Here is a 13,386-nt window from a genome sequence, read left to right as displayed (position 1 = left end):
TCACGGCGAACGATTGCCCGCCGCTGCGGGTCAACTCTCCTCTGGGCGTTCGCGCTTGGTGTACCAGGGTCGTGGACCGTGCCAGCCGTACCTCAGCGAGGCGATGCGCACGACGGTCACCGATCCGGCGCACAGGAGCCCGACCCACGGCCGGTACACGTCGAGATGCAGCAGCACTGCGGTCACTGCCGCGCCGGCCAGCGACGGGATCGCGTAGAGATGCTCGTTGGAACGAAGCACGGCCGGAACTGTGCCCGACAGCACGTCCCGGATGATGCCGCCACCGATCGCCGTCGTCAGGCCCAGCATCGCGGCGCTCGGCGCGGCGAGACCGTAGTCGTAGGCGGTGACGGTGCCGGTCACCGCGAACAGTCCGAGGCCGACCGCGTCGGTGACGTCCAACGGCCACCGCGTCAGGCGGGCAGGCGGCTGCCACACGAAGATCACCAGCGCCGTGCCGACCGCGGCGGCCACCAGCCACAGATTGGTGAACGCCGTGGGCGGCGTCTTGCCGATGATGACGTCGCGGATGATGCCTCCGCCGAGAGCGGTGGCCGCGGCGAGCAGGACGATACCGACGATGTCGAGGTTCCGTCGCACCGACAGCAGGGCTCCGGACGCCGCGAACGCAACGATGCCGATGAGCTCCCCTCCGTGATGGAGCAGCGACGCCGCGTTGTCGAGATTCGACGACGCCATCCACAACGACATAGGGCAGCCTCCGGGTCATGACGGAACGCGAGACGCGTCCGAGGTGAATCTAGCGCAGCGCATCGCCGGCCTCTGGCATCCGTACGCCGACGGCGTCCCGTGGAGCACTGCGCGCCTGGCAGACTGGAGTCATGGCAAAGAAATGGTCCGAGCTTCCGCCCGCCGCACGCGCGGGCATCATCTCCATCGCAGCCGTCGACGCCGGCCTGCGGGTCTGGGCGATCCGGGATCTGCGGTCGCGCGACAAGAAGGAAGTGAACGGGTCGAAGCTGGTGTGGTCGGCGGCGCTGTCGGTCGTCAACTCGGCAGGCGTCCTGCCCGCGGTGTACCTGCTGCGCGGACGCAGGGCCACGCCCGCCGGACCGCAGTGAGATCGTCGGGACCGTCGATACGGGGGTCCCGACACCCCGCCTGATTCGCGAAGAGCGGCCGCTTCACGTGGAACAACGGAACGACCCCGCCTCCCTCACGGGAGACGGGGTCGTCGTCGATATGCCTATCGGCGGGAAGTCACCAGCTGGACTTCTGCACGCCCGGCAGCTCGCCTGCGTGTGCCATGTCGCGGAAGCACACGCGGCACAGACCGAACTTGCGGTACACCGAGTGCGGACGACCGCACTTGTTGCAGCGGGTGTAACCCCGGACTGCGAACTTGGGCTTCTTGTTGGCCTTGTTGACCAGAGCCTTCTTTGCCATCTCAGTTGTCCCTATCTCAGTTCGCGGCTGCGTCGTTGCTCTTGAACGGGAAGCCCAGAGCGCGAAGCAGCGCACGGCCCTCGTCGTCCGTGGTGGCCGAGGTGACGACCGTGATGTCCATACCGCGCGGACGGTCGATGGAGTCGATGTTGATCTCGTGGAACATCGACTGCTCGTTCAGACCGAACGTGTAGTTGCCGTTGCCGTCGAACTGGCGATCGCTCAGACCGCGGAAGTCGCGGATACGCGGGAGCGCGATCGACACGAGGCGATCGAGGAACTCCCACATGCGGTCGCCACGCAGGGTGACGCGCGCACCGATCGGCATGCCCTCGCGCAGCTTGAACTGTGCGATCGACTTGCGCGCGCGGCGGATCTCCGGAGCCTGACCGGTGATGAGCGCCAGATCGGCGACCGCACCGTTGATCAGCTTCGCGTCACGGGCGGCGTCGCCGACACCCATGTTCACGACGACCTTGACGACGCCGGGGATCTGCATCACGTTGGCGTAGTTGAACTCTTCGTTCAGCTTGCCCCTGATGTCCTCGCGGTACTTGGCCTTGAGGCGGGGCTGGACCTTCTCAGAAGTGGTCATGTCAGATGTCCTTCCCGGTCTTGCGGGAGATGCGGACGTTCTTGCCGGTCTCCTCGTCGCGACGGTAACCGACGCGAGTCGGGTTGCCCTCGGCGTCGACGATCATCACGTTCGAGACGTGGATCGGAGCTTCCTGCGTCACGATGCCGCCCGACTCGGCGCCACGCTCGTTGGCCGAGGCGCTGGTGTGCTTCTTGATGCGGTTGACGCCCTCGACGAGCACGCGCTCGCGCTTCGGGTAGGCCTCGATGACCTTGCCCTTGGCGCCCTTGTCCTTGCCCGCGATGACGATGACGGTGTCACCCTTATGGATCTTCATGGGTCAGATCACCTCCGGTGCGAGCGAAACGATCTTCATGAAGCGCTTGTCGCGCAGCTCGCGGCCGACGGGGCCGAAGATGCGGGTACCGCGCGGGTCGCTCTCGTTCTTGAGGATGACGGCCGCGTTCTCGTCGAACTTGATGTACGAACCGTCGGGGCGACGGCGCTCCTTGACGGTGCGCACGATGACGGCCTTGACGACCTCACCCTTCTTGACATTTCCGCCGGGGATGGCGTCCTTGACGGTGGCGACGATGACGTCACCCACGCCGGCGTAGCGCCGCGACGAACCACCGAGAACACGGATGCAGAGGATCTCCTTCGCACCGGTGTTGTCGGCGACGCGCAGCCGCGATTCCTGCTGAATCACTGCGTAGTCTCCTTGACCTGGATACTTATGTCCGCCGGATTTCCGACCCGACGCACACGGTCTGTCACCATCGAAATCCGCGCCTGCCTGGGCGTTCTCCGGAATTCGGAGTCCGCTGCAGTGGGTTCGCGACTCGACTTGCGGTGCACGCACCGCAGGCAACCGCTCTAGTGTAGGCCAGACTCGTAGCGTCGGCCAAATCGATGTGGGCCCCGGACCTGCAGAAACCCGTTCATTCGACGTCGCCGAGGTCTCCGGTCGGGAAATCGATCCGCCGGACCTGACCGCCCTCGGCGATCGCGATCGTCGCGAAGCTGTCGCGCCGCTCCGGGAGGAGTCGCACCGTCACCTGAGCACCCGCCCGCGCTCCCACGAGTACGCCGACAGCCGCGTCACGGACCTTGGCGAACTGCGCCGACTCGTCGTCCCATGTGGCCTTCTCACGATCGTCCAGAAGCAGCACCCGGACACCGCGTCCACGCGCATCCCAGGCCGCGTCCGCGACCTCTGGCGCATCCAGACCCGGTGCCCGGATCCGATCACGGAGACCCGCTTCGATCAGCAGGCATGCCGCGACCTGATCGTCCGACAACCGCGCGCCCGAGGCGATGTACTCCAGCAGCGGTCGGACCTGATCCTGCAGCCGGGACAGTCGCGCGTCCCGAACCATCCGGACGCCTTCGGCCTGCCGGTCTCGCTCACCCAGGCGGCGCAGCGCGCCGATCTGCTGCGCCCGCGGTCGGACCAGCATCGCGAAGAAGGTAGCCATCGCCAGGATCCCGGTGTTCCCCGGCATCACGATCCCGACCGCCACCGCGATGTCCTCACCTCGTGCTGCTGCGGCCACGACGATGGCGATCAGGCTCACCAGCCCACCGAGCCAGGCGACGCCGGTACGACCCCGGACGGCCAGCATCACGAATGTGAGCGCCGCGGACCCGCCGAGCGCCAGGACCACGGCCCGGTCGCCGAGGTCCGTCGATGAGACCGCCAGACCGCACGCCGCGGCGGCGGTCAGTGCTGCGATCATCGCATCCGGCAGGCGCATGGGATCCGACGGCGAGGCCAAGACGACGAACCATCCACCCCCGAGCAGCGCGAAGCCCGCGAGATAGGCCACCGGGACCTCGATGCCGCCGCTGGCGACGCCGATGAACAGCAGCGCCAGCCAGGCTCCGGCGGCGAGAAAGGCCGCGGCCGGATTGCGGAGGCCGAGCATCGTCGCGACATCGGAGGTCTTACCCGCGACCGGCACGGGATCGCCGGCGGTCACGCGTGGTCCTCACGGGACTCCGGTGTCCACCACAGCCGCACCGTCGATCCACGCCCGGGAGTACTCATCACCGCGGTCTCGCCGCCCACGAGAGCTCCGACTCGGTGCCGGATGCTCAACGCCAGTCCCAACCTGTCGTCGCCGACGGCTTCGGGATCGAATCCGACGCCGTCGTCGGTGACGACGACCTGGACCAGATCCGCGCGGACGCCGATGTACACCGCGGTCTCCGCATCGGGCCCGGCGTGTGCGGCACTGTTCCGCACGGCCTCGGCCGCGGCCTCGGCCAGCGCCGCGACGACCTCCGCCGGGCACGACGGCGCGTCGGCGGCGACCTCGACGGTCACCGGAAGGTCACTGCTGATTCCGCCGATCACCGCGCGCAGCCGGGCGACCAGTTCGGGCCCGGGGACGTCGGCCTCCGCGAGATCGTCGGCGGCCAGGCGATCCAGCGCGACCAGTGCCTCGCTCGCCTGCGCAGGCACCCGGGCGTCGTCTCGATCGGCGGCGACGGCGACGAAGGTCGACAGGACGTGATCGTGGATCAGCGCATCCACCCGGGCCAGTTCGATGTTGGCGACGTTCCGCGCCACCGCACGTTCGGTATCCGCACGCGACTCGTCGAGGTCCGCTCCGACCTGCAGCACCCGCCGGACGAGCAGGATGCACAGCGAGGTGAAGACGATGCCGAACAGCGCCTCTTCGACTGCCGCCCACGCGTCGACTCCATCCACGTTCCACACCGCGACCGCCGCACCGGCCAGCTTGCCGACCACGAGGACGGCGACCGCCTCCAGTACCGGACGGACGAGCACCACCGCCAGGCCCGCGAGCCCGACGAAGTCCAGGATCCAGATCGGCGACGTGTCCGAACCGGACTCGCATACGAGCAGCCACAGCACGGCCGCCCCCAGCGCTCCGACGGCACACGAGATCGCCGCGGCGGCGATCGCCGCGTGCCACCGCCGGACGACGGACACCGCGAAGAGCGCGACCCCCGGGCCGAATGCCAGCAGGCCCCCGACCACCGGGTACCACGCAGGTACGCGGCCGGCCGCCTCACTGATCATCTGCGGCAGCACGATGATGGTGTAGACCACATACCCGGCGCCGGTGAGCCGGGCGAGTGCGACCCGCAACCGGTCCAACTCGCCGCGACCGTGTTCGACCGGGCGCGCGAAAAGGCTCCGCCCACTGTCCCGAAATCCGGGCAGCGGGCGGAGTCGCTCGGTAAGAGTGCGGGTCACCACTCCTCTAGTGTCGTATACCCGTCCTGCAGCGCGCGCGCGAGCAGGTGCGCCTTGGTCGGCGCACAGCGTCCGACGGCCGCGTACTTGGCGCGGATCCGTGAGATGTGCGTGCTCACGGTCGACTGGGAGATGAAGAGCTTGTGCGCGGCGTCCTCTTTGGATTCCGCAGCCATCCAAGCGAGAAGCACCTCGACCTCACGCGTGGACAGGGCGGGCCGCGCAGGCTGCGTGGGGACCAGATGCGGTACGACCGCCTCCATGACAGGCGACGTCATCTGCGACGCTCGCCCACCGTTGATTCCGATCTCGAGTTCGGCAACGCTCACAGGCGATCCTCCTGATCAATCCCCGACCGGCTGAATAAGTGCACCCGGAAGATGAGTCGCCCAGGTTCGACACAAACGTTACGAAGGTCCGGCGTCGCCCGGTAGACCCAGAACTGGTGACACCGAACCCGAGGTCACAGTGCCCGACGACCCGCCGACCGGACCCGTCCACCCACGGGTCAGGGCGCGTGGTCTCGGTGCGGCATCGGAAGCCAGCCGTCTTCGACCGCACGCTTGAACAGGTCCAGCTTGGTCCGCGTCGGACGGCCGGCGTCGGCGTACTTCTGCCGAATCCGTTTGAGGTACTCGTTGACCGTGTCCGGAGTGACCCCGAGTTCGTGGCCGACGCTGATCGAGGTGCCTCCGGAGGCGTACAACGTCAGAACGCGTTGCAGCTGGGGGCTGAGGTCGACGCCGTCGAGGTTCGGGTCGCCGTCGATGGCGGCCGCCCATTCGGTTGTCAGGACTTCTTCGCCGCCGGCCGCCGCGCGGATCGCCGCCAGGACCTCCTCTTCGGAGGCCGACTTCAGGACGACGCCGAGGGTGCCCGCGCGCGCCGCCGATCTCAACAGGTCGGGATGCTCGCCCGAGGTGTAGACCACCGTCACGATTCCCCGATCGGCGAGGGTGTTGACGTTCTCCCGCGGCGTGGTTCCGTCATTCAACCGGAGATCGAGGATCACGACGTCGAGATCGGCCGTCTTGGCCAACAGCTCCGCCACCGTGGGCGCGGCCTCGACGAGTTCGAGGTCGGTTTGACCCTCCAGGATCCGTTCGATGCCCCACACCGGGGACTGATGGTCGTCGACCATGCCCACGCGGACGACGCCGGGCCGCTCACCAGCGAGATCACCACGCTCATCCATCAAGTTCGTCATCTCCCCATTCCTGGCCCGACCTCGACATCTCGGACACGTCAAAAATAGCCGACCCCTCCGACAAGAGCCGCCCGATCACCCGTTCGTGGGACTAAAGTCCGTGACCGGAGTCGTCCAGTTCACCAGGGAACCCACCCGTAACAGCACCGTTGTCTCGTAGCGTGACCCGAATGACTGCTCACGATGTTCACGACGTGCTCGGCACAGACGTGACGATGCCCGTCCAGATCCGCTCCGCCCGCTGTTTCGTGGCCGGCTTCACCGCGTCGACGGAAGCGGTGGCCGCAGCCGTCCGCCGTCGCGGGGCCGCCGATCTCGCACCGCTCGAGGTCCGCCGAGGCCGCGCGATCTGCATGGTGGTGTTCGTCGACTACCGCGACGGCGACCTGGGACCGTACAACGAGTTCGGGGTCTGCTTCCTGATGCAGCCGCCGGGTGCCGCAGCCTCGCCGTTGCGCACGCTGCGCTCGCTCGGCTCCGGCGATGCACACGCGCTGATCCACCAGCTGCCGGTCGACGGCGAGTTCACCATGGCTGCGGGCCGAGGCATCTGGGGCTTCCCCAAGGTTCTCGCCGACTTCGACGTGGACCACGACTCGGCCGTCAAGCACGGACGCGTCAGCCAGGACGGCCGATTGATCGCCGACCTGACCGTCGGGCGAGGCCTGCCCGTGCCGGACACCGCGCGCGACACCGTCCTCCAGGCGTACTCGCAACTGGACGGCGTCACCCGTCGCACACCGTGGCGACTGACGTCGACCGTCGGCACCCGCACCAGGATCGGCGGCGCCAGGCTGACCCTCGGCGATCATCCGATGGCCGACGAGCTCCGTCGGCTCGACCTCTCCCGTACCGCACTCATGGCCAGCTCCGTGGCCGATCTGTCGATGGTCTTCGACGACGCGACGGTCATCACCCCGGCGGGCTGAGCACCCGGAAATTCTGTTAGGCTCGCCTAAACTACTCAGACCGAACACAGGAGAGTCATGACCGTTTCCCGCAACCTGCGTCGTCCCGCCGCGGCGGTGGCCGCACTCGCCGCCGCCACCGCGCTCCTGGCCGCATGCTCGAGCTCCGACGACGACTCCGCATCCGCGACAAGCGCGTCCGCACCCGCGAGCGCCTCGGCCACCGTGGCCGTCGCGGGTCTCGACAACGGTCAGGCGCAGGTCATCGTCCGCAAGGCCGTCGACGGCGACACGACCGTCGCCGAACTCTCGACCGTCCTCGACACCTCCACGCCGGGCGCCGCCGAGGCACTGAACGCGTTCTCGAAGGCCGCGAACGAGGCCGGTTACACCCCCGACGCCTACACCGTGAAGTCGGTCAAGGCCGACGGCGAGAACAAGGCCGTCGCCGTGACCGCGATCAAGTCGCCGCATGCTCCCGAGCCGGTCGACCTGAACCTCGCGATGGTCAAGCAGGACGGCGAGTGGAAGCTGGCGGGAGCCTCCGTCACGACGCTGACGTCGATGATGCCCCAGCACTGATGCTGCAGCACTGACGCGCCGGCACCACGCGTTCCGACACCGGCGGCACCCTCTCACATCGAGAGCGTGCCGCCGGTGTCTCGTGTCCAGGCCGGCTCGCCGGACTCATCGACGGCGCAGACCCGCCGCCGCACGGACGCACCGTCCGACTCGGCGATCACCGCGACCATCGCGCGGGCCGCGGGAACCAGTCGTGCGGTGACGCTGCCGCGGTCCGCGCCGCTCAGCACGTCGATCAGTTCCGCGTGGATCCGATCGCGGTCCCGCACCGCGCCCGCGTCCCCGCTGCGGTCGTCGAAGAGCCGCACCGCGACGCCTCGTTCCCGAGCGGCGGATACCTCCGCCCGGACCTCCGGTGACATCCACCCGCGGCCGCGCACCTCGTCGCGCAAGGCCGCTTCGAGCAGGCGCGCGCGCACCGCATCGTCTGCCGAGAAGTGGCCGCCGCGCGCGGCGTGCTCGAGGAACGGCCGCACCTCGTGATCGAGTTCGGCCAGCGTCCGCGCACGTTGCGCGACGGTCGCCGCCAGGGCCGCCTCGGCCTCCACCGCTGCCACCTCCCGGCGGTCGAGCACCCGGGAGAAGGCCAGCAGGGGACGCACGAACGCCATCATCAGGGTCACCGGAACCATCGACGCAAGCATCCTCAGCACCACCGGCACCACCGTTCCCGGTCTCCACCCCCACACCGCTGCAGCGACCGCCGCGACGCCGACGACGGCCAGGAAGCCGAGCCAGGCCCATCTCACCCGTCCGCGGACGATGAGTAGACACATCGCGATCGCATAGACCACCATCGGCGCGCCGGGTCGCACCCAGTTCGTCGGTCCCACCGGAATGGACCACCAGACGGCCGCGCCGGCCACTGCGCCGATCACCGCCACTGCGATCGTCGCCGACCGCCCGAGCGGATCCTCCTCACCGCGCGCCGCCAGCCACAGCGACACGGCCAGCCCCACCGACCCGAGGACCGCGGCCACCCACCGGGCCGGACTCAGTTCGAGGGACGGAAGCATCAGGCCGACCGCCACATAGGCGGCCATCACCCCACCGACCGCGACCCGGAGGCCCCGGCGGCCGAGACCCATCATGCCGGCGATCGTCTCGGATCCCGTCGCGCCCGGATCCGTACGCGACGCGGTCACGGCCGACGCCAGTGCAACGACACCATGGTGCCGCCAGTCGTCGACGAGTCGATCCAGGCTCCGCCGCCCGGCTGCTCCCGCATCCGGCGAAGGATCCCGAGTTCGACGCCCGCACGGTCCGCAGGGATCCGCCGGGGGTCGAAACCCACCCCGTCGTCGACGACCCGCAGCCGGATCAGATCCGAGTCGAAAACGCCGATCAGGGCGCATGCGGCCGTCGGGCCCGCGTGCGCGACGGCATTGCCGACGGCTTCGGCCGCCGCATCGACGAGCGCCTCGCCGAGGCGGTAGGGGTAATGGGCGTCCGGGTCGAGGACGGTCAGTTCGGTCATCGGGTCGTCGGCGACCGCGTTCACCGCTTCGCGCAGGCGCAGGGAGGTCTCCGCTACGGACATCTCGGCGGGCGGCGGCCGGGATCGACTCCTGCCGTCGAGGTCGGCGAGTGTCTGGGTCGCCTTGGCTTGCAGCCGGGGCTCGGGCACGCCCTCCGACACCTGGCGAAGCACCGCGATCACCTTGTCCCGAACCACGATGTCGAGCCTCTCACGCTCGGCCACGCGCGCGGCGCGACTCGCCGCGCGCGCACTCGCGGACAGAACCTGCTCGCGACGCTCGTCGGCGGCGCGGACCGCCCGCATCGTCGAGTATTCGAGCGTCAGGAACACTCCGACCAACGCGGCCGTCAGCAACGAGTTCGCATAGCCGAGCACGCCGAACTGTCCCTGCTTGACGTACTGCTGGGCGGTCGCCAGCAGCAGCAGGACGAACCCGGCGTACAGCACCGGCACCCTTGCGCGGTACACGGTGGCCATCACGATCGCAGGCAGGACCACGGTGTTCGCCGGCCAGATCGGCGGCGAGCCGTACGACGGCGGTGCCGCGTCGCCCGTCCAGGCGATCAGCCACAGGACGACCACGGTCACGTTGGCCGCACCGAGCGTCAGCGCGAGCGGTCCGATCAGCCGGCCGGATCCGCGGGTCGCATCGGCCAGCAGGGCCGCTGCGGCTCCGACGACGAGAACGATGCTCACCGGCACCCACCACACCGCGACCAGCGAGATCACCTGGTCGTAGTAGCTCACCATGATCGTCGGCACGATCAGCGTGGTGATGGCCATGCAGACTGCCACGCCACGGCGCATGCGGAGTTCGTTCACAGTTCCACCACCCGCGTCGCGCCGGAGACGCCGAACTCGACGCGCCGGCGAACGTCCGGCCGGGCGACGGTCACGGCGGCGATCGGTGTGCGGTCCGGCGGCGAGACCCGGGCCACGATCTCACCGGTGGTGAGCGAGCCGAGTTCGGCGCACAGTCGGGGAATCACCTCGGCCAGGACCACCGATGCGTCCTCCGGAGCCACATCCCGGAGGCCGCCGTCGTCGAGCAGGGTGACCGATACGCCGCGCGAGCGCGCGCGCCACACCGCCTCACGTACCTGCGCGGTGTCGAATGCGGGGGCCCGGATCCCGTCTCGCAGGCGGGCCTCGATCAGGCGGGCTCGCTGCACATCGGCGATCGTGACCCGATCGGCATCGATCGCGTTCTCGAACAGCGGGCGGACCAAGCCGTCGATCCTGGCGATGCGCTCGTCCCGCGCGGCGCTCGCCGCACGACCCGCCCATTCCTCGCCGCTGGCACGGTCGTGGCGGATCGCGAGCGCGTCGATCTCCCGAAAGAGAGGCGCCAGCGCGGTCGTCGCCGCGGTCGCCGCCACCAGCAGCAGCACCGTCGTGGTCTGCACCGTGCTCCACCAATGCGTGGCATCCGTCGACGTGCCGGCGACGACAGTGAGCGCGATGCCGGCGAGCGCCCCGATCCACGCCTCCAGGAGTCTGCCTCGGAACACCACGACCGTCTCCACGACGAAGGCGGTCACGAACATCGGCAGGTAGAGCCTCGCGTCCGCCGAACCGTCGTTGGCGAGCGCCGACCAGAGCGCGCCCTGCGCGGCCAGGGTGAGCACGACGACCCCGACGGCCGGGCGTCTCCCGAATCGTCCCGGGCGCGGCACCAGCGCCAACCCGAATGCGCAGGTGTACAGCACGAACCCGGCGACGACGCCCAGCCAGTACGACTGCCCGGGTGAGTCGACGACCCCCTGCACGATCATGAGGACGACCGACCCCGCGAGATACACGATCAGCACCGCCATCAGCGCGCGCCGCACTGCCGGTTCGGTGATCGATCGCTGCAGATCCGCGGATTCGCTCATGGACGGACGCCGCTCTGCACCCACATCAGCTCCACTCGGGTGCCGTGTCCGGGTTCGCTCACCACGCGGCTGCTGCCGCCTTCCAGTTGCCGCATCCGTTCCAGGATGCCGAGTGCCACACCGATCCGGTGGGCGGGCACGGCTGCGGGATCGAATCCGACGCCGTCGTCCACCACGACCGCAGACAGCCGATCGGGTTCCACACCGCAGCGGATCGCGCCCGCCGCCCCCGGGCCCGCGTGGCGGTGGAAGTTCCGCACGGCCTCGCCGACGGCGTCGACGATCGCGTCGGCTGCGGCCGCCGGATACTCCGCATCACGGGGCGCAGTCACGATGGTCTCGATGTCGAGCCCGCTGCCCAACTCGTCCACCGACACCCGCAGTCGTTGCACGAACTCGGTCGCGGCGACCTGATCCCGCCCCGTCCCGGTGTCGGTCGACCAGTTCGCGATCTCGTCGAGCACGCTCCCCATCGCCCACCGGAATCCCTCGGAGAGCGGTCCGGGCCGCAGCGCCATGAGCAGAGCGATGAGGCGATCGTGCACCATCGCGTCGAGTCGCCGGCGCTCCGCGTCGCGCACCCTGCTCTGCAGGAGCTCGGCCGTCTGGGCACCCGCGGCCCGCCGGCGTTCGTCGAAGCGCCGTGCCCCGCTCATCACCGCCCAGCAGATGACGAGATAGATGCTCGCCAGGGACAATGCCCAGAAAGCCGATACGAAGTCTGTCCAGTCCGCCCCGCCGGACACGATTGCGGCGGCGAACAGGCTCAGCCCGCCCGCGACCAGCAGATTGACGACGGCGGCCGCGATGCGGTCGCACAGGACCAGAACGCAACTGCCCACCTGCGGCAGAAAGACCAGCCCGAAGTCGAAGGCGCTCGCGGACGAATCGGCCCCGGACTGCCCGGTCCAGCCGATGAACCACGCAACGGCGACGAGGAGATAGGCGGCAGCGCAGACGTACGCGACGGGGGCGAGCAGTTCGACTCGGCGACTCAGTCCGCCGACGAAGAACGCCAGCGCCGACGCGACGACGACCGCGCCGCTGAGCCAGGCCCACCAGTCCGCGGTCAGCGAGGCGTACTGAGACAGATCACTCGGGGCGAGGAGGAAGATACCGAGGTAGGTGACCCCGAAGACCATCGTTCCCGTGGACTGCATGCGGGACGACGCCGACGGCTGCTCACTGCGGCCGGGCATCACACCCCGGCTCGGCTATGCGGAGCACCGCGGGAGGAACGACTCAGACGACGGAGCGGAGCCCGACACCCGCGGTGGGGAGATCCCGGCCCAGCCACTGAACGATCTCCTGCATCGCGCGAGCGAGATCGCGCGGCGCGAGCGAACCGAGACCCGGCATGTTGTGCATCACCGATGCGGTCAACGCGCTCTCGACAGACATGTACTCGGCATCGATCACCCGGCGGTAGCCATGGAGGGAGTCGACGAGGTCGCCGTACGTCACGCTCTGATCGCCGATGCGAACAGCAGTCATCCACGGTGCTGCATCGGCCCGATCGGCCAGATGCACGCTGAGACTCCGGATCCACTCCTTGCGGTCGACGCTCGCGTAGTTGTCCATCTCCATACCCTTCCGGGTGCCACATGCTGTGATTCTCGAGGGGTTCCGGCTGGAAACCACCTGGGAACCAGGCTATCGGCATCGGGGGCGCGGAGCATAGGGGCATCGCGTCGCTGACACAAAAGAGCTGTTCCGTTAACCTTTTCGATACCTTGTCGCCGCCCGTGACCTGGCCTTTTAGATGGATTGTTCGTCGCGACACGCGGATCACAAAAAATGAGATCCTTGTCACATGTTCGTAGGACACCTATCGAATGTCATCGGACTTGTCCGAATCATGCGTTTTTCTGATCGGCGGCCATCGCGTCGATCAGGCTCTGCGGACGCAGGTCGGTCCAGTTCTTCTCCACGTACTCGAGGCAGGCCTCTCGGCTCTCCTCGCCGAACACCTTCGTCCAGCCCGCCGGAATGTCGGCGAAAGTCGGCCACAGCGAGTGCTGGTTCTCCTCGTTCACCAGAACGTAGAAGCGTCCGTTCTCGTCGTCGAAGGGGTTCGTCATGTCTTGTCCTTCCTGCGATGCACACCTAGCACATCACA

At 68.6% G+C, this 13,386-nt stretch carries 18 protein-coding genes; 3 read left to right on the top strand and 15 right to left on the bottom strand.

Going from position 1 to position 13,386, the window contains the following annotated elements; all coding sequences use genetic code 11:
• Positions 1-30: 30 nt before the first annotated feature.
• Positions 31-711 (bottom strand): trimeric intracellular cation channel family protein, encoded by a 681-nt coding sequence (locus SCNU_RS09535; RefSeq protein WP_009679157.1) that lies wholly within the window; start codon positions 709-711, stop codon positions 31-33.
• Between the two features lie 131 nt (positions 712-842).
• Between SCNU_RS09535 and SCNU_RS09530 the strand changes: the two genes are divergently transcribed.
• Complete coding sequence (locus SCNU_RS09530; RefSeq protein ID WP_009679156.1) at positions 843-1,082, top strand: DUF5652 family protein; 240 nt, start codon at positions 843-845, stop codon at positions 1,080-1,082.
• A gap of 139 nt (positions 1,083-1,221) precedes the next feature.
• On the opposite strand, the gene SCNU_RS09525 is transcribed toward SCNU_RS09530, so the two are convergent.
• From SCNU_RS09525 to SCNU_RS09490, 8 genes are all read right to left on the bottom strand, one after another.
• Positions 1,222-1,407: a type Z 30S ribosomal protein S14 gene (locus tag SCNU_RS09525; RefSeq protein WP_006895617.1), complete on the bottom strand. Its 186-nt coding sequence runs from the start codon at positions 1,405-1,407 to the stop codon at positions 1,222-1,224.
• A 16-nt stretch (positions 1,408-1,423) separates the two neighbouring features.
• Positions 1,424-2,002, bottom strand: coding sequence for a 50S ribosomal protein L5 (rplE, locus tag SCNU_RS09520; RefSeq protein ID WP_009679155.1), 579 nt, complete (start codon positions 2,000-2,002; stop codon positions 1,424-1,426).
• A 1-nt stretch (position 2,003) separates the two neighbouring features.
• On the bottom strand, positions 2,004-2,321 hold the full coding sequence (gene rplX, locus SCNU_RS09515; protein ID WP_009679154.1) for a 50S ribosomal protein L24: 318 nt from the start codon (positions 2,319-2,321) through the stop codon (positions 2,004-2,006).
• 3 nt (positions 2,322-2,324) lie between these two features.
• Positions 2,325-2,693 (bottom strand): 50S ribosomal protein L14, encoded by a 369-nt coding sequence (gene rplN, locus SCNU_RS09510; RefSeq protein WP_009679153.1) that lies wholly within the window; start codon positions 2,691-2,693, stop codon positions 2,325-2,327.
• 232 nt (positions 2,694-2,925) lie between these two features.
• Positions 2,926-3,966: a hypothetical protein gene (locus tag SCNU_RS09505; RefSeq protein ID WP_009679152.1), complete on the bottom strand. Its 1,041-nt coding sequence runs from the start codon at positions 3,964-3,966 to the stop codon at positions 2,926-2,928.
• Positions 3,963-5,213 (bottom strand): sensor histidine kinase, encoded by a 1,251-nt coding sequence (locus SCNU_RS09500; RefSeq protein WP_238526420.1) that lies wholly within the window; start codon positions 5,211-5,213, stop codon positions 3,963-3,965. Before SCNU_RS09500 ends, SCNU_RS09505 begins: the two co-directional genes overlap by 4 nt.
• Positions 5,210-5,491 (bottom strand): response regulator transcription factor, encoded by a 282-nt coding sequence (locus SCNU_RS09495; RefSeq protein ID WP_083812585.1) that lies wholly within the window; start codon positions 5,489-5,491, stop codon positions 5,210-5,212. The genes SCNU_RS09500 and SCNU_RS09495 overlap by 4 nt, the downstream gene beginning before the upstream one ends.
• 230 nt (positions 5,492-5,721) lie before the next feature.
• Positions 5,722-6,420 carry a DNA-binding response regulator gene (locus SCNU_RS09490; RefSeq protein ID WP_009679149.1) on the bottom strand — a complete coding sequence of 233 codons (699 nt, stop codon included), beginning with the start codon at positions 6,418-6,420 and terminating at the stop codon, positions 5,722-5,724.
• A gap of 170 nt (positions 6,421-6,590) precedes the next feature.
• Between SCNU_RS09490 and SCNU_RS09485 the strand changes: the two genes are divergently transcribed.
• Together SCNU_RS09485 and SCNU_RS09480 are read left to right on the top strand one after the other, a co-directional pair.
• Positions 6,591-7,349, top strand: coding sequence for an acetoacetate decarboxylase family protein (locus SCNU_RS09485; RefSeq protein WP_040518140.1), 759 nt, complete (start codon positions 6,591-6,593; stop codon positions 7,347-7,349).
• Positions 7,350-7,406: 57 nt separating this feature from the next.
• Positions 7,407-7,910, top strand: a complete 504-nt coding sequence (locus tag SCNU_RS09480; protein WP_009679147.1) for an MTB12 C-terminal domain-containing protein — start codon at positions 7,407-7,409, stop codon at positions 7,908-7,910.
• Between the two features lie 53 nt (positions 7,911-7,963).
• Here the strand turns inward: SCNU_RS09480 and SCNU_RS09475 are convergent, their stop codons facing one another.
• From SCNU_RS09475 to SCNU_RS09450, 6 genes are all read right to left on the bottom strand, one after another.
• On the bottom strand, positions 7,964-9,055 hold the full coding sequence (locus SCNU_RS09475) for a hypothetical protein (RefSeq protein ID WP_009679146.1): 1,092 nt from the start codon (positions 9,053-9,055) through the stop codon (positions 7,964-7,966).
• Positions 9,052-10,197, bottom strand: coding sequence for an ATP-binding protein (locus SCNU_RS09470; protein ID WP_040518172.1), 1,146 nt, complete (start codon positions 10,195-10,197; stop codon positions 9,052-9,054). The genes SCNU_RS09475 and SCNU_RS09470 overlap by 4 nt, the downstream gene beginning before the upstream one ends.
• Positions 10,198-10,208: 11 nt before the next feature.
• Positions 10,209-11,267, bottom strand: coding sequence for a hypothetical protein (locus tag SCNU_RS09465; RefSeq protein WP_238526419.1), 1,059 nt, complete (start codon positions 11,265-11,267; stop codon positions 10,209-10,211).
• Positions 11,264-12,466, bottom strand: coding sequence for a sensor histidine kinase (locus SCNU_RS09460; protein WP_040518171.1), 1,203 nt, complete (start codon positions 12,464-12,466; stop codon positions 11,264-11,266). The genes SCNU_RS09465 and SCNU_RS09460 overlap by 4 nt, the downstream gene beginning before the upstream one ends.
• A gap of 43 nt (positions 12,467-12,509) precedes the next feature.
• Positions 12,510-12,848, bottom strand: coding sequence for a hypothetical protein (locus tag SCNU_RS09455; RefSeq protein WP_139025925.1), 339 nt, complete (start codon positions 12,846-12,848; stop codon positions 12,510-12,512).
• A gap of 275 nt (positions 12,849-13,123) precedes the next feature.
• Positions 13,124-13,348 (bottom strand): MbtH family protein, encoded by a 225-nt coding sequence (locus tag SCNU_RS09450; RefSeq protein ID WP_009679141.1) that lies wholly within the window; start codon positions 13,346-13,348, stop codon positions 13,124-13,126.
• Between the last annotated feature and the right edge of the window lie 38 nt (positions 13,349-13,386).

It is taken from the genome of Gordonia neofelifaecis NRRL B-59395 (assembly GCF_000192435.1).
GTDB lineage: Bacteria > Actinomycetota > Actinomycetes > Mycobacteriales > Mycobacteriaceae > Gordonia > Gordonia neofelifaecis.
The sequence above is the reverse complement of the archived record's forward strand: the minus strand, read 5'-3'. Positions and strand labels throughout refer to the sequence as shown.

Excerpts from the sequence above, each read along its gene's own strand:
- SCNU_RS09525 (WP_006895617.1), bottom strand. The coding sequence starts at position 1,407 with ATGGCAAAGAAGGCTCTGGTCAACAAGGCCAACAAGAAGCCCAAGTTC.
- SCNU_RS09535 (WP_009679157.1), bottom strand. The coding sequence starts at position 711 with ATGTCGTTGTGGATGGCGTCGTCGAATCTCGACAACGCGGCGTCGCTG.
- SCNU_RS09490 (WP_009679149.1), bottom strand. The coding sequence starts at position 6,420 with ATGACGAACTTGATGGATGAGCGTGGTGATCTCGCTGGTGAGCGGCCC.
- SCNU_RS09450 (WP_009679141.1), bottom strand. The coding sequence starts at position 13,348 with ATGACGAACCCCTTCGACGACGAGAACGGACGCTTCTACGTTCTGGTG.
- SCNU_RS09455 (WP_139025925.1), bottom strand. The coding sequence starts at position 12,848 with ATGGACAACTACGCGAGCGTCGACCGCAAGGAGTGGATCCGGAGTCTC.
- rplE (WP_009679155.1), bottom strand. The coding sequence starts at position 2,002 with ATGACCACTTCTGAGAAGGTCCAGCCCCGCCTCAAGGCCAAGTACCGC.
- SCNU_RS09480 (WP_009679147.1), top strand. The coding sequence starts at position 7,407 with ATGACCGTTTCCCGCAACCTGCGTCGTCCCGCCGCGGCGGTGGCCGCA.
- rplX (WP_009679154.1), bottom strand. The coding sequence starts at position 2,321 with ATGAAGATCCATAAGGGTGACACCGTCATCGTCATCGCGGGCAAGGAC.
- SCNU_RS09470 (WP_040518172.1), bottom strand. The coding sequence starts at position 10,197 with ATGCGCCGTGGCGTGGCAGTCTGCATGGCCATCACCACGCTGATCGTG.
- SCNU_RS09485 (WP_040518140.1), top strand. The coding sequence starts at position 6,591 with ATGACTGCTCACGATGTTCACGACGTGCTCGGCACAGACGTGACGATG.
- SCNU_RS09465 (WP_238526419.1), bottom strand. The coding sequence starts at position 11,267 with ATGAGCGAATCCGCGGATCTGCAGCGATCGATCACCGAACCGGCAGTG.
- SCNU_RS09495 (WP_083812585.1), bottom strand. The coding sequence starts at position 5,491 with ATGACGTCGCCTGTCATGGAGGCGGTCGTACCGCATCTGGTCCCCACG.
- SCNU_RS09460 (WP_040518171.1), bottom strand. The coding sequence starts at position 12,466 with ATGCCCGGCCGCAGTGAGCAGCCGTCGGCGTCGTCCCGCATGCAGTCC.
- SCNU_RS09530 (WP_009679156.1), top strand. The coding sequence starts at position 843 with ATGGCAAAGAAATGGTCCGAGCTTCCGCCCGCCGCACGCGCGGGCATC.